Source organism: Pseudomonas sp. MDV22-iso1 (assembly GCF_058145095.1).
The window spans coordinates 154,233-166,918 of the sequence record NZ_JBYVMF010000010.1; the positions used below are offsets into that span (position 1 = coordinate 154,233).

The 12,686-nt window shown below is 59.3% G+C and carries 16 protein-coding genes and 2 pseudogenes; 3 read left to right on the forward strand and 15 right to left on the reverse strand.

The window, feature by feature from the left end; genetic code table 11:
- Positions 1-55: 55 nt before the first annotated feature.
- Complete coding sequence (locus AC3ZVB_RS13980) at positions 56-283, reverse strand: hypothetical protein (protein ID WP_162440577.1); 228 nt, start codon at positions 281-283, stop codon at positions 56-58.
- 174 nt (positions 284-457) lie between these two features.
- On the opposite strand from AC3ZVB_RS13980, the gene AC3ZVB_RS13985 reads away from it, so the two are divergent.
- On the forward strand, positions 458-697 hold the full coding sequence (locus AC3ZVB_RS13985; RefSeq protein WP_490146830.1) for a hypothetical protein: 240 nt from the start codon (positions 458-460) through the stop codon (positions 695-697).
- Positions 698-766: 69 nt separating this feature from the next.
- Here AC3ZVB_RS13985 and AC3ZVB_RS13990 read toward each other — a convergent pair.
- A pseudogene (locus tag AC3ZVB_RS13990) lies at positions 767-859 on the reverse strand (N-acetyltransferase); the annotation flags it as partial.
- 42 nt (positions 860-901) lie between these two features.
- The gene (locus AC3ZVB_RS13995; protein ID WP_194693649.1) at positions 902-1,093 is read right to left on the reverse strand and encodes a DUF2188 domain-containing protein; all 192 of its coding nucleotides are present in this window, start codon (positions 1,091-1,093) and stop codon (positions 902-904) included.
- A gap of 208 nt (positions 1,094-1,301) precedes the next feature.
- Between AC3ZVB_RS13995 and AC3ZVB_RS14000 the strand changes: the two genes are divergently transcribed.
- Positions 1,302-1,664, forward strand: coding sequence for an NUDIX hydrolase (locus tag AC3ZVB_RS14000; protein WP_490146831.1), 363 nt, complete (start codon positions 1,302-1,304; stop codon positions 1,662-1,664).
- Positions 1,665-1,682: 18 nt separating this feature from the next.
- Here the strand turns inward: AC3ZVB_RS14000 and AC3ZVB_RS14005 are convergent, their stop codons facing one another.
- From AC3ZVB_RS14005 to AC3ZVB_RS14040, 8 genes are all read right to left on the reverse strand, one after another.
- Positions 1,683-2,450 (reverse strand): 1,6-dihydroxycyclohexa-2,4-diene-1-carboxylate dehydrogenase, encoded by a 768-nt coding sequence (locus AC3ZVB_RS14005; protein WP_490146832.1) that lies wholly within the window; start codon positions 2,448-2,450, stop codon positions 1,683-1,685.
- A 493-nt stretch (positions 2,451-2,943) separates the two neighbouring features.
- Entirely contained in the window at positions 2,944-3,957 is a 1,014-nt protein-coding gene (gene benC, locus AC3ZVB_RS14010) for a benzoate 1,2-dioxygenase electron transfer component BenC (protein ID WP_490146833.1), read from the reverse strand.
- Positions 3,958-3,967: 10 nt separating this feature from the next.
- Positions 3,968-4,456 (reverse strand): benzoate 1,2-dioxygenase small subunit, encoded by a 489-nt coding sequence (gene benB, locus AC3ZVB_RS14015; RefSeq protein WP_490146834.1) that lies wholly within the window; start codon positions 4,454-4,456, stop codon positions 3,968-3,970.
- The gene (gene benA, locus AC3ZVB_RS14020) at positions 4,456-5,817 is read right to left on the reverse strand and encodes a benzoate 1,2-dioxygenase large subunit (RefSeq protein ID WP_490146835.1); all 1,362 of its coding nucleotides are present in this window, start codon (positions 5,815-5,817) and stop codon (positions 4,456-4,458) included. Before benA ends, benB begins: the two co-directional genes overlap by 1 nt.
- A gap of 253 nt (positions 5,818-6,070) precedes the next feature.
- Entirely contained in the window at positions 6,071-7,030 is a 960-nt protein-coding gene (locus AC3ZVB_RS14025) for an AraC family transcriptional regulator (RefSeq protein ID WP_490146836.1), read from the reverse strand.
- Positions 7,031-7,216: 186 nt separating this feature from the next.
- Positions 7,217-8,146 carry a catechol 1,2-dioxygenase gene (gene catA / locus AC3ZVB_RS14030; RefSeq protein ID WP_162440555.1) on the reverse strand — a complete coding sequence of 310 codons (930 nt, stop codon included), beginning with the start codon at positions 8,144-8,146 and terminating at the stop codon, positions 7,217-7,219.
- 51 nt (positions 8,147-8,197) lie between these two features.
- Entirely contained in the window at positions 8,198-8,488 is a 291-nt protein-coding gene (gene catC / locus AC3ZVB_RS14035) for a muconolactone Delta-isomerase (protein ID WP_162440554.1), read from the reverse strand.
- Positions 8,489-8,498: 10 nt separating this feature from the next.
- Positions 8,499-9,647: a muconate cycloisomerase family protein gene (locus AC3ZVB_RS14040; protein ID WP_490146837.1), complete on the reverse strand. Its 1,149-nt coding sequence runs from the start codon at positions 9,645-9,647 to the stop codon at positions 8,499-8,501.
- A 127-nt stretch (positions 9,648-9,774) separates the two neighbouring features.
- Here AC3ZVB_RS14040 and AC3ZVB_RS14045 point away from each other — a divergent pair, with 127 nt between their 5' ends.
- Positions 9,775-10,662, forward strand: a complete 888-nt coding sequence (locus AC3ZVB_RS14045) for a LysR family transcriptional regulator (protein WP_162440552.1) — start codon at positions 9,775-9,777, stop codon at positions 10,660-10,662.
- Positions 10,663-10,849: 187 nt separating this feature from the next.
- On the opposite strand, the gene AC3ZVB_RS14050 is transcribed toward AC3ZVB_RS14045, so the two are convergent.
- The 4 genes and pseudogenes from AC3ZVB_RS14050 to AC3ZVB_RS14065 all read right to left on the reverse strand — a co-directional run bounded on the left by AC3ZVB_RS14050 (position 10,850) and on the right by AC3ZVB_RS14065 (position 12,668).
- Positions 10,850-11,089, reverse strand: coding sequence for a DUF1652 domain-containing protein (locus AC3ZVB_RS14050; RefSeq protein ID WP_162440551.1), 240 nt, complete (start codon positions 11,087-11,089; stop codon positions 10,850-10,852).
- Between the two features lie 110 nt (positions 11,090-11,199).
- A complete protein-coding gene (locus tag AC3ZVB_RS14055; protein ID WP_490146838.1) occupies positions 11,200-12,099 on the reverse strand; it encodes a polysaccharide deacetylase family protein in 900 nt (299 codons plus the stop codon).
- Positions 12,100-12,240: 141 nt separating this feature from the next.
- Positions 12,241-12,462: pseudogene (locus AC3ZVB_RS14060) on the reverse strand (ABC transporter substrate-binding protein); the annotation flags it as partial.
- Between the two features lie 32 nt (positions 12,463-12,494).
- Positions 12,495-12,668: a hypothetical protein gene (locus AC3ZVB_RS14065; protein ID WP_490146839.1), complete on the reverse strand. Its 174-nt coding sequence runs from the start codon at positions 12,666-12,668 to the stop codon at positions 12,495-12,497.
- Between the last annotated feature and the right edge of the window lie 18 nt (positions 12,669-12,686).

Here is a 12,686-nt window from a genome sequence, read left to right on the forward strand (position 1 = left end):
CTGAAAAGGAAAATGTAGCGTGTCGTGGTGCAGACATCCATTCGCTCAGACAATCTTAATCAGCTGGTTTGTTATCGGAAGGTTCCGTGGCATTCGGATAGGACCTCTCGTTGAGGTACTTCATCCAACGCTCATAGGCGTCATGTTGCCGCTGCGTGACCCTTTCCCATTCCGGGCCGTTGAGCTGATGAGCCGAAATCAGCATCATCATTTCCGTAGTGGCCGCGTCCAGCTCGACGATCAGCTCATGGGCGTGGAACCTGAAATCATCGGTGGTCGTCATTGAGGTGGCCTCGCCCTTGCGAATAGTCGCTATTCCAATACGACATCCAGCCTTTTCGTTCGCATTAATGTTTCCGACCAACGGCAGCGCCTCAAGGGATAACGGCATCGCCCTGCCCCACCTCTGATTTGGGTCTAGTCTTTCGTAACGGAGAATTTATTGCAGGAGGTCAGCATGTGGCTCAACGAATCGGAACAGCAACTTCGGCGGGATCTGCAGGGCGTTGCTTCGGATCTGCGATGGTCGGCGGTCGAGTTGCTGCGTATTGCAGAACAACTGCGCATGGCCGGCAATGACGCGGACGCGGAGGCGGCCAAGCGGCTGTGTGAGTTGTTCCAGGGGGACGAAGCACGACTGGCGGGGTATGCCGAAGAGGTGAAGGCCAAAACCATCACTCGCAACAAGGCTGCTTAGGCGCCGAACAGGCTTTATGTGAAGAGAAGCTTTTGTGGCGAGGGAGTATGTGTGGCAAAGGAGTTTACTGTGGCGAGGGAGTTTACTCCCGCTGGACTGCGCAGCAGTCCCATCTTTTGGGGCCGCTGCGCAGCCCAGCGGGAGTAAACTCCCTCGCCACAGTTACCCCCTCACCACATCCAAACGCGCGTTTGCTTCTCTTATCTACTGATTGTTTGCGGTCCGCGACGATCGCGCGCGATACGCAGGCAACGCTGCAGCAAACGCCAACGCTTCTTCTCGGCTGGGAAACGCGCCAAGCCGGTCACTTTTGGTGCATACGCGCCACGGGCCGTTGTTAACGCTGAGTACGTCGTAACCATTCATGTGCATTTTGTTCAACATCGGAACGCTCATGTACACCTCCATTCAGGCAGGAATATTCAGGGTTGACGTGCCTACCTTACACCTGACTGCCGCCAAGGTGCCGACCAGACGTCGCGGCAAATAAGATTGCACTTTCGGCACAATCGCCCACTCCAAAGACCAGACCGCCGGTTTCGATCAGGCGCGTTTGTTGCAGTTTTATGACTGTCTTGTGACTGCCGGCCTATGGAAACTACACATGAAAGTACGCGCGACGGTCATCTGCGAGCAGGACCGGCACGTCCTGCTGGTGCGTAAATTCCGATGTCGCTGGACCTTGCCCGGCGGAAAAGTCGAGCGCAACGAAACCGTTGCGGCTGCCGCCGTTCGCGAGCTTCAGGAGGAAACCGGGCTTGGGGTGGACGACATGCTCTACCTGATGGAACTGGAATCCGGCGACACCCTTCACCACGTCTACGAAGCATCGGTGGTGAATTACGACGCCGCACGCCCTTTGAATGAGATCGTCGACTGCGTCTGGCATCCGCTGGACGCGGTCAACAACCTCAACACAAACGACGCCACGCTACGAATCGTCAACGCGTTTCGGCGCCGCTTGTAGGCACCGATTCGATCCGGATCAGCCTTGATCGCCGCCGCCCACTGGCATGACCATGCCGGTGATGTAAGACGCTTCGTCGCTGGCCAGAAACAGAATGGCGCTGGCCTGCTCATCCAGTGTTCCATAGCGCTTCATCAGACTGCTGTCGAGGGTTTGATCGACAATCTGCTGATACCACACCTTCTCTTCTGCGCTTTGTTCAGCGCTATTGCGCGGTATCACCCGTGGCGGCGCTTCGGTGCCACCGGGAGCCGTGGCGTTGACTCGCACACCGCGGCCAGCCGTTTCAAACGCCAGACAGGCAGTCAGTGCATTCACCCCGCCCTTCGCCGCGCCGTAGGGCACACGGTTGACGCTGCGCGTAGCGATGGAGGACACGTTGACGATCGCACCACTGCCTTGCTCCAGCATGAACGGCAGCGCGGCATGGCAGCACCACAGCGTCGGAAACAGCGAGCGGCGGACTTCGGCCTCGATCTGCGACGGCTCGTAGTGCTCGAAAGGCTTGGCCCATATCGTGCCGCCGACGTTGTTGATGAGGATGTCGAGTCGACCAAACCGCTCGATCGCCGCCTGCATGACACGGCTGCATTCGGTGTATTGCTCGAGGTCGGCGGTCAGCGCGAGGCTGTCCCGGCCTAATTGCTGTTGCAACTCGAACACCAATTCGGAGCGGTCAACCAGGATCAAGCGTGCCCCTTGCTCCGCCATGCGCTCAGCGACGCGCCGGCCGATGCCTTGGGCCGCACCGGTGATCAGCGCGACTTTTTCGTGAAATCTGTTCATACCTATCTCTTTGCAAATCGCTATCAGGAGCACACGCCATGTAGCAGCTGGCGAAGCCTGCGGTGAGGGGATTTCTGTGGTGAGGGGATTCCTGTGGTGAGGGAGTTCCTGTGGTGAGGGGATCTTTGTGGTGAGGGGATTTATCCCCGTCCGGCTGCGAAGCAGTCGTGAAATCAGCCAACGCGGTGTATCAGGGAAACCTTGCATTCAGGTTCTACGACTGCAGCGCAGCCGAACGGGGATAAATCCCCTCACCACAGGAATCACCTCACCACAGGAAACCATTCACCACAGGAATCCCACCACCACAGGAACCCATTCACCACAGGAACTCCCTCACCACAGGAATGCCCTCACCACAGGAATCCCCCCACCACAGGAATTCCCTCACCACAGGAATCCATTCACCACAGGAATCCCCTCTCCACAGGAACTCCCTCACCGCAAGCTTCGCCAGCTGCTACAGGTGGTGCATGTTCGGTTACGTCAATGTTCAGGCCGCGCTGGCGGCGAATTTCTCGTAGTAGAAATTCGCCGGGGCAATGCCTTGATCGCGGATGAACTGGCTGACCGCTTCGACCATCGGCGGCGGGCCGCACAGGTAGACGTCCACATCACCGTCGTTCAAATGCCGCGGTTCGATGTGCTGGGTCACGTAACCCTTCAACGGGTGCTGACTGTCAGGGCTGGCGACGCAGGCACTGAAGCTGAAATTCGGGATGCGTGCGGCGAAGGCTTCCAGGCGATCGAGTTCCACCAGATCGAAATCATGCGTCACCCCATAGATCAGGTGCAGAGGATGCTCACTGCCCTGCTCGGCAATCTTTTCCAGCATGGCGGTAAAGGGCGCCAAGCCGGTGCCACCAGCTAACAGCAACAGCGGACGGCGGATTTCGCGCAGGTAAAAACTGCCCAACGGCCCGGCCAGGCTCATGCTGTCGCCGGCCTTGGCCATGCCGGTGAGGAAGCTGCTCATCAAGCCGCCAGGCACGTTGCGAATCAGGAAACTGACTTCGCCGTCACGCTGCAACGAGCTGAAGGAATAGGCCCGCGTCTGCTCGCTGCCCGGAATTGCCAGGTTCACATACTGCCCTGGCAGGAACGCCAGCTTGTTCAGCGCCTCGCCCTTGATCGACAGCGCGATGGTGCTGTCGGACAACTGGCGCACCGCGCTGATGGTGCCGTCGTAACTGGCCTGGCGCGTACGGCAGACATCCGAAGACGTCGGCACGCGCACCACGCAATCGCTCTGCGCGCGCATCTGGCAGGTCAGGACAAACCCTTGCTCGGCCTCATCGGCACTGAGGGCGTCTTCGATGTATTCGTCGCCAAGGTCATAGCGCCCGGCTTCGGCAAAACACTTGCAGGTGCCGCAAGCGCCGTCGCGGCAGTCCAGCGGAATGTTGATGCCTTGGCGGTAGGCGGCATCCGCCACGGTTTCATGGGGACTGGCGTCGATGAAACGCGTGACGCCGTCTTCGAAATTCAATGCAATGGAATGCGTCATGACGGCTGCCTCACAGGTGGTAAACATCGATGACCTGGCGAACGTAGTCATTCTTCAGGATCACTTTCTTGGCCTTGATCAGCGGGTTTTCACCGCGCACGTCGAGGGTGTAGAAACTGCTGCCGAAATAGCTGTCGACGGTCTTGTAGCGAAAACTCAGGGTGTGCCAGTTGAAGCGCACCTTGCAGACCCCGTCGGCCTGTTCAAGCAGCTCGATGTTGCTGATGTTGTGGGAAGTGCGAGTGTCCGGAATGGTCGCGCTGGAACGCTCGGTCTTGATGCGGAATACACGGTCTTCAAGCCCGGTGCGGTTGCCATACCAGATCAGTGAGATCTCCCGCTGCGGGTCTTCGGTCAGCTCATCGTTGTCGTCCCACGAAGGCATCCAGAATGTCGCGTCCGGTGCGTACATCTCCAGCCATTCATCCCACTGGCGGTCGTCGAGGTAGCGCGCTTCGCGGTAGAGAAAATCCCGCACGGTGTCGTAGGTGGCGATCATCACACTTCCTCCACGGCAATCAGCGCGGACTGCTCGGCGGCCAGGGCCTTGAGCATGGTCTGCTGCCAGTATTTGTGCTGCAGCACGAACAGCCCTTCGTCTTCGGTGCGCACGCCGCTGAGCAGCGGATGCAGGTCGATTTCCTTCGCGGCTTCGTCGGCCCCTTCAATCCAGTGCTCAGCCCCCCGGGACATGTCGTTCCAGGTGGTGACGCTGCCTTGGTAGCTGGTCTGGCAGGACCGAAACTCTTCCAGATCGTCCGGCGTGGCCATGCCACTGACGTTGAAGAAGTCTTCGTACTGACGAATTCGGCTCGACCGCGCGTGATCGCTTTCGCCTTTGGGGGCGATGCAATAGATGGTGATTTCCGTGCGGTTGACCGAAATCGGCCGGGCGATGCGAATCTGCGAGCTGAACTGGTCCATCAGGTACACGTTCGGGTATAGGCACAGGTTGCGCGAGTTCTCGATCATCCAGTCGGCACGGGCTTTACCAAAATCATTGGCCAACTCGTCGCGGCGCTCGTACAGCGGGCGGTCCTCGGGATTGGACCAGCGGGTCCAGAGCAGCATGTGTCCCTTGTCGAACGAATAGAAACCGCCGCCCTGTTTGGCCCAGGTGCCGGCGCTCATGGTCGGGTTGCTGTCACCGGCCTCGCGCTGCTTGCGCTGGTTCTGCGTGGCCGCGTAGTTCCAGTGCACGGAGCTGACGTGATAGCCATCGGCGCCGTTTTCGGCGGTGAGTTTCCAGTTGCCTTCGTAGATGTAGCTGGAGGAACCGCGCAGCACTTCAAGACCGTCGGCGGACTGGTCGACGATCATGTCGATGATTTTCGCTGACTCGCCCAGGTGCTCCACCAGCGGCACCACGTCGGCCTTGAGGCTGCCGAACAGGAAGCCGCGATAGGACTCGAAACGGGCGACTTTGGTCAGGTCGTGGGAGCCTTCGCAGTTGAAACTCGCCGGGTAGCCTGCCGCTGCCGGGTCTTTGACCTTGAGCAGCTTGCCGGAGGTGTTGAAGGTCCAGCCGTGGAACGGGCAGGTGTAGGAGCTCTTGTTGCCGGACTTGTGCCGGCAAAGCGTCGCACCACGGTGGCTGCAGGCATTGATGAACGCGTTGAGTTCACCGTCCTTGTTGCGCGCGATAAAGATCGACTGGCGCCCCATGGTGGTGGTGTAGAAATCGTTCTTGTTGGGGATCTGGCTTTCGTGGGCGAGGTACAGCCAGTTGCCTTCGAAGATGTGTTCCATCTCCAGGTCGAACAAGCGCGGGTCGGTAAACATCTCGCGCTTGCAGCGATAGATGCCTTGCTCTGGATTGTCTTCAAGCAAGGAGTGAAGGTATTCGGGTCGCAGGGTCATGGCCGCCGCCTCCATTGTTTTTGTTCAGGCAGGGCCATGCTAGGTCGGGGGATTGTGGCGGACTATCCGAAGGGTGCAGACCTGTATCCGTTTTGTGCAGCATGCACAGGCAAAAATTTTCCACATTCCCACATTGGAACGCATTCCCTGTAGGAGCTGCCGCAGGCTGCGATCTTTTGATTCTGTTGCTAAAAGCAAGATCAAAAGATCGCAGCCTTCGGCAGCTCCTACAGGGACGGTGGTGTTTGTGAGGTCAATGCCGACGCTTGAGGGTATCGGAAGGCAGTTCGCCGAACTGTTGGCGGTAACAGCTGGAGAACCTGCCCAAGTGCAGGAAACCGTAATCCATCGCCACTTCCGTGACGTTGCGCACGTTGCAGGTGGGGTCGCTCAGGCAGGCGTTGATACGCTCCAGACGTTTCTGGCGGATGTAGCTTTTCGGCGTGGTGCCGGCGTTGCGCTCGAACAATCCGTACAACGAACGCAGGCTGATGTGCGCCTGGCGTGCCAGTTCTTCGCTGTCGATGTCGTGCTTGAGATTGCGCGCAATGTAGTCGGCAATCGCCTCGAACGTTGCCGACGGCGAACCCGGATTGACGCGGCTGACATTGGTTTTCATCAAACTCAGCATCTTGCTGACTATGATCTGCGCGTAATGCTCCTGCACCTTGGGGATTTGCTCGGTGGCCTCGGCCTCCTGGCAAATCATCGCCAGCAGCCCCACAAAACCTTCCAGCTCGTTGAGCTGATAGCGATTCTCCAGAAACCGCACGCCCTGGTCCGGGTAATGCCAACGCTGTTCGTTGCACACGGACTCGAGCAGCAATGCCGGGACTTTGAGAATGAGTTTTTCGCAATCGTCGGAATAGGTCAGGTCCACCGGATCGTCGGGGTTGATCAACAACAGTTCACCCGGCGCGAAATAATGCTCCTCGCCATGCCCCCGCCAGAGGCAATGGCCACCGAGTAACACCTGCAAGTGATAGATGCTGTCCAGCGCACCCGACGTCACCCGCACAGGGGCTCCATAGCTGATGCGGCAGAGGTCGAGGCTGGCGAATTTACGATGATCGAGACTGGCCAGCGGACGCCCCGCGCGAGGCATCAGAATGTGGTGATTACCGACATGCTGATTGACGTAACCCGACACCGCATAAGGATCGGCGTGGTCGAATACTCTGCTGCGCTGACTCAACAGCTGCGCGTGCATCATCGGGGCACTCTCGTTGTTGTTTTAGGTTGCGTCGGGTCATTCTAGAACAGTGTCCACGACAGGTCACCGCCTCCCCTGTAGGAGCCGAGCTTGCTCGCGATGGTGCTGTATCAGTTTAAATCTCTTCAACTGACACACCGCCATCGCGAGCAAGCTCAGCTCCTGCAGGTCGGTTCAAATCGCGATTCAATCCTCCAGTGCGCGGACCCGCTCAGGGCGCTGTTGCTCGTCCGGTTGGGCGGACGACTGCAGGGTGAAGTCGAATTCGATTTCGGCAAACCGACCGCTCACGCCATGCGCCGCTGCACGGGCCTGATCTTCACTGAAAGTGATTTTTGCGATCAGCTCATCACGGGTGGCATAGGCGAAATCGTCGTGCAGGTACTCATCGCCATCCAGGTTGATCTGGGTGGTCAGGTGGCGATGATCCGGCGCGGAAATGAAGAAGTGAATGTGCGCCGGCCGCTGACCATGACGCCCCAGCTGATCGAGCAGTTGTTGGGTCGGACCATCCGGCGGGCAGCCATAGCCCGACGGCACGATGCTGCGAAAGCGATAACGACCCTCGGCGTCAGTGACGATGCGCCGGCGCAGGTTGAATTCCGATTGGGTGGTATCGAAGTAAGAGTAGGTGCCGCCGGTATTGGCGTGCCAGACGTCCACGACCGCGCCGGCCAGCGGTTCGCCCGCGGTGTTGAGCACCTGGCCCTGCATGAACAGCGTCACACCCGGATCCACGCCATCATCCAGTCGCGCTTCGAAGTCCGAGAGCGGTGCACCGGCCACATACAACGGCCCTTCGATGGTCCGTGGCGTGCCGCCAGCCTTGCCGGCCGCCTCGTCTTCGGCGTCCATCAGCAGGTCGAGGTAATGCTCCAGCCCAAGCCCGGCCACTACCAGCCCCGCCTCTTGACGCGCGCCCAGTACGTTGAGGTAGTTGACGGCTTTCCAGAACTCTTCCGGCGTCACGGCCAGGTCTTCGATGATGTTCACCGAGTCACGCAGGATGCGATAAACCAGGGCTTTGACGCGCGGGCTGCCGGCGTCGTTTTGCAGGCCACTGGCTTCTTCGAGAAATTTCTGGGCAGCGGCAGTGTGGGAAATCTTGACGTTCATGGTGGTTCCTCATCTTGTAATTATTAGCGTAGCGAACTGAGCAGGCTGGGCTCAGCGGTCATCCTCGCGAATCGACGAAGGATGCCGGCACATCGCGGTGACTTCGATCGCCATGTACGGGTAAAGCGGCAATTGCATCAGCAGGTCATGCAGCTCCTGAACGCTGTCGACGTCGAACACGCTGTAATTGGCATAGAGCCCGGCGATGCGCCACAGGTGACGCCACTTGCCCTGCTCTTGCAGGCGCTGGGAGAAAGCCTTTTCGTCAGCCTTCAGACGGGCGGCCACTTCAGGGTTCATGTCGACCGGCAGGTTCACGGTCATTTTTACGTGGAACAGCATGATGCACTCCTCAGACGTGATGCAGAACGGTGGATGACTTGTCGCGACGGTAAAACGCCAGGCGCTCTTCATCCAGACTCAGGCCCAGGCCCGGTGTTTTTGGCACGTGCAGCTCGAAATCGCGGTAGACCAGCGGCTCGCTGAGGATGTCCTCGGTCAGCAGCAACGGCCCGAACAATTCGGTATCCCAGGCCAGCTTGTTCAACGTGATGAAGGCATGGGCCGACGCCATGGTGCCGATACCGCCTTCGAGCATGGTTCCGCCGTACAGGCCGATACCCGCCGCTTCGGCGATGGCGGCGGTCTTCAGCACCGCGCGAGGGCCGCCGTTCTTGGCGATCTTCAAGGCGAAAATCGACGCCGCGCCTTCGCGGGCCAGATTGAAAGCATCCTCCACGCATTCGATGGACTCATCGGCCATGATCGGCGCCGGGCTCATGGCATTCAGGCGCACCATGCCGGAGCGGTTATTGCGCGAGATCGGTTGCTCGATCAGATCGATGCCGTTCGTGCCCAGAATCCGGCAGGCGCGCACAGCAACCGCTTCGTCCCAGGCCTGATTGACATCGACCCTGACGCTTGCGCGGTCACCCAGGGCTTTCTTGATGGCGATGACGTGAGCGAGGTCGCGATTGACTTCGCCGGCACCGATTTTCAGCTTGAAGATCCGATGGCGGCGCAGGTCGAGCATCTTTTCCGCTTCGGCGATGTCCTTGTCGGTATCACCGCTGGCCAGGGTCCAGGCCACTGGCAGCGCATCCCGCACACGACCGCCCAACAGCTCGCTCACCGGCAGGCCGAGGCGTTTGCCCTGGGCGTCGAGCAAGGCGGTTTCGATGCCTGACTTGGCGAAGGTGTTGCCACGAATGCTGCGCTCCAGCCGCAACATCGCGGCGTTCACGTTGGCGCTGTCCTGGCCGAGCAACAGCGGCGCGAAGTGGCGATCGATGTTGGTCTTGATGCTGTCGGGGCTTTCATTGCCGTAGGCCAGCCCACCGATGGTGGTGGATTCACCGATGCCTTCGATGCCATCGGCACAGCGAACACGAATGATCACCAGTGTCTGGTTCTGCATGGTGTGCATCGCCAGCTTGTGCGGGCGGATGGTCGGCAGATCGACGATGATCGTCTCGATCGATTCAATGGCTGTCGCAAGCATTTCAATACCCGTCAGGTTCTTAAAGTTCTGGAACCGATTCTCGTACGGCTTTTTTCGGGAAGCCAATATAGAATTGGTCTGACTTGATACCTTTAAGGTATGCAAACTACAGGCTTATGGAGGTCCCATGGAACTGCGTCACCTGCGCTATTTTCAGGTGCTGGCTCACACCCTTAATTTCACCCGTGCTGCAGAACTGCTGCACATCGCGCAACCGCCCCTGAGCCGGCAGATCCAGCAGCTTGAAGACGAACTCGGTGTGCTGTTGCTGGAGCGTGGCCGACCGCTGAAACTGACCGATGCCGGGCGGTTTTTCCATGAACACTCCAGCGCCCTGCTCGAGCAACTGGGCAACGTGTGCGACAACACTCGACGGATCGGCCTGGGCGAAAAGACCTGGCTGGGTATCGGTTTCGCGCCTTCGACCCTGTATGGCGTGCTGCCGGATCTGATCCGCCGCTTGCGCAGTGGCGAGCCGCTGGAGCTGGAACTGGGGTTGTCGGAAATGACCACGCTGCAACAGGTGCAAGCGCTCAAGGCCGGACGGATCGACATCGGCTTTGGACGCATCCGCATTGATGATCCGGCCATCCTCCAGACCGTGCTGACCGAAGACCGCCTCGTCGCCGCCCTGCCCGCCGGCCATCCCTTACTGGGCGCGCCGATCAGCCTGCGCGAACTGGCCAAAGAGCCCTTCGTGCTGTACCCGGTCAATCCACGGCCCAGCTACGCCGACCATGTGATCGCCCTGTTCGAGTCCTATGGGGTGAGCATTCATGTGGCGCAATGGACCAACGAGCTGCAAACGGCGATTGGTCTGGTGGGGGCTGGAATTGGCGTCACACTGGTGCCGGCGTCGGTGCAATTGCTGCACCGCGATGACATCGGCTTCACCCCGCTGCTGGAGGACAACGCGACGTCGCCGATCATCCTCAGCCAACGGGTCGGGGATGTATCACCGGGGTTGAGGCATTGTTTGCGGATGATTGAGGAATTGTCGCCTTCTGAACTGTAGGACCTGTTGAACCTGTTGAACCTGTTGATCCTGTAGGACATGTAGGACCTGTAGGAGCTGTCGAGTGAAACGAGGCTGCGATCTTTTGATTTTAAAAAGGCAAGATCAAAAGATCGCAGCCTCGTTTCACTCGACAGCTCCTACAGGTGTACGGGCATGCGTTTGTAGAGGTCCCGAAAACCCACCTTCACCCGGCAAACGCCCGGCGTCCGGCGTTCATCTCCGAGCGTAACTCGCCCACCAGCTCGGAGATTGCGCGGACGCTGGTCAGTTGCTCTGTCGACACACCGCAAATCAACAGTTCAACCTGCCCGGTGTCGGGTTCAAACACTTCAATACGCAGCAATCCGCCGCTCTCCGTGCATTCGCAGGACAACGGGGTAAAACCACACTCCACAATGTTGCAAAGAACTGAAATGGGAACCATGGCTGGCGTCTCGGGCGGCAGTGGGACGGATGAACTTAATGAGAATAGATGCCCTTGGCCAATCCTGCGCCAGTAAAAAGTGATACCTGCCTCTCATTTCCAGGCATTGATCAGTGGCGATCCCCGTCCCATATCCAGTTCCAGAGCCCCGGTAGCTGCACCGCCTGGGAGCTGTCGGTCACGGTGCGCGCCATCGCCGCCCGCTGCAGCTCGGCCTTATCGTCGTAAAAGGGTTTCTGCGCCAGTTTCAGCTTGGTGGTGTTGGCGCTGTCGATGAGGATTTGCAGGTACTCGCGGGCGTGCCGGGCGGTGTAGCGGTTCAGGTCGTGGAAGGTCACGACGACCGGAATTACCCCATCCACCGTCGGCAGTTCGCCGAGTGCGATGCGTTCGCGCACGACTGACAGCTGCCGAAGCATGTTGGCCCGTCGCCGCGGACTGGCGTTGAAGCCCCAGATTTTGCCGTCATTGGCACTCAGGTCCGTCAGCAGCACCTGCAAGCCATGGCGTTGATAGGCCGCGAACGTGCGCTTGTCGTAATTCCAGAACGGCGGACGCACCAGCGTCGGTGGCGTGCCGGTGATCGCCGCGATGTCGGCGGTGCCGTTGCTGAGCGATTGCTCCAACTCGACGTCATCGAGCGAGCGATGATTGCTATGCCCAGGCGTGGCCGTATGGAATCCCAGGATCTGGCCTTCAGCCTGCTCGCGGCGCATGACCTCGCGCCCGATCTCACTGCCGCCCGCCCGAGAGGCCCGAGTCTGGACGAAAAACACTGCTTTGATGTTCGGCTGCACCGGATTGCTCGCGAGGCTATCAAGCACGGTCATGCTCGGGTTCCAGAAACTCGAGGCACTGGGCCCGTCGTCAAAGGTCAGCAGAAAACGAATCGGTGCTTGCCCGCGCAGACGTTGTTCGGTCTGCGGGGTCATTTCGATGGGGGCGGCGATGCAACCGGCCAGTCCGGTGACGACGGCGATTGCAGCGAGAACCTTGAACAGCTGTTTCATGTTTTGCCTTGGCAGACCCTTGCGGTCACGTTTGATGGCAAAAACCCTTCGCCCGTTTATCCATTATCGGCCCGCAGTTCGCTGCTGGCCGAGGTTGGATAAGGTACACAGTGTTTGGTTCCAGCGCTGCCTGGCCGTCAGTTATTGGGCAAAGGATCGATCAAACGAACGGTCGATAATCGGCGCGGTGGCCAAGGCTGTCGGCAGTGCCTTGACCTTGAACAGAAAGTCCGCCGTGCTCTGCAAATCCGCAGCCGCTTGCGCATCCACCGGGCCGACGGTCATGTGTGCCTGACGCAACCAATGACGCGAAACGTTCTGGTCCAGGTTGGCCTTCTTTGCCCACAGGTCGGCCACAGGATCCTGCTCGTCTGACGATCGCTAAGTGAACAGCATCAGACCCAGGCACCGACCTTGTTCAGGCGCACCAGAAATCGGCATGGAACGCCTGAGGCTTCGACCGAGGCGCGGACGTTGTAGTAATTCTGTTCACCGAAATGCAGGACCGCGGGCTCAGCCGCGTAAGCAATCGGCGCGGCAAACAATGCGCTGGCCAGCAGGCAGCGCACGAAACGGGACAGGTTAAT

Bases quoted from the DNA above. Each gene is read 5' to 3' on its own strand.
- AC3ZVB_RS13980 (WP_162440577.1), bottom strand. From the start codon at position 283: ATGACGACCACCGATGATTTCAGGTTCCACGCCCATGAGCTGATCGTC.
- AC3ZVB_RS13985 (WP_490146830.1), top strand. From the start codon at position 458: ATGTGGCTCAACGAATCGGAACAGCAACTTCGGCGGGATCTGCAGGGC.
- AC3ZVB_RS13995 (WP_194693649.1), bottom strand. From the start codon at position 1,093: ATGAGCGTTCCGATGTTGAACAAAATGCACATGAATGGTTACGACGTA.
- AC3ZVB_RS14000 (WP_490146831.1), top strand. From the start codon at position 1,302: ATGAAAGTACGCGCGACGGTCATCTGCGAGCAGGACCGGCACGTCCTG.
- AC3ZVB_RS14005 (WP_490146832.1), bottom strand. From the start codon at position 2,450: ATGAACAGATTTCACGAAAAAGTCGCGCTGATCACCGGTGCGGCCCAA.
- benC (WP_490146833.1), bottom strand. From the start codon at position 3,957: ATGACGCATTCCATTGCATTGAATTTCGAAGACGGCGTCACGCGTTTC.
- benB (WP_490146834.1), bottom strand. From the start codon at position 4,456: ATGATCGCCACCTACGACACCGTGCGGGATTTTCTCTACCGCGAAGCG.
- benA (WP_490146835.1), bottom strand. From the start codon at position 5,817: ATGACCCTGCGACCCGAATACCTTCACTCCTTGCTTGAAGACAATCCA.
- AC3ZVB_RS14025 (WP_490146836.1), bottom strand. From the start codon at position 7,030: ATGATGCACGCGCAGCTGTTGAGTCAGCGCAGCAGAGTATTCGACCAC.
- catA (WP_162440555.1), bottom strand. From the start codon at position 8,146: ATGAACGTCAAGATTTCCCACACTGCCGCTGCCCAGAAATTTCTCGAA.
- catC (WP_162440554.1), bottom strand. From the start codon at position 8,488: ATGCTGTTCCACGTAAAAATGACCGTGAACCTGCCGGTCGACATGAAC.
- AC3ZVB_RS14040 (WP_490146837.1), bottom strand. From the start codon at position 9,647: ATGCTTGCGACAGCCATTGAATCGATCGAGACGATCATCGTCGATCTG.
- AC3ZVB_RS14045 (WP_162440552.1), top strand. From the start codon at position 9,775: ATGGAACTGCGTCACCTGCGCTATTTTCAGGTGCTGGCTCACACCCTT.
- AC3ZVB_RS14050 (WP_162440551.1), bottom strand. From the start codon at position 11,089: ATGGTTCCCATTTCAGTTCTTTGCAACATTGTGGAGTGTGGTTTTACC.
- AC3ZVB_RS14055 (WP_490146838.1), bottom strand. From the start codon at position 12,099: ATGAAACAGCTGTTCAAGGTTCTCGCTGCAATCGCCGTCGTCACCGGA.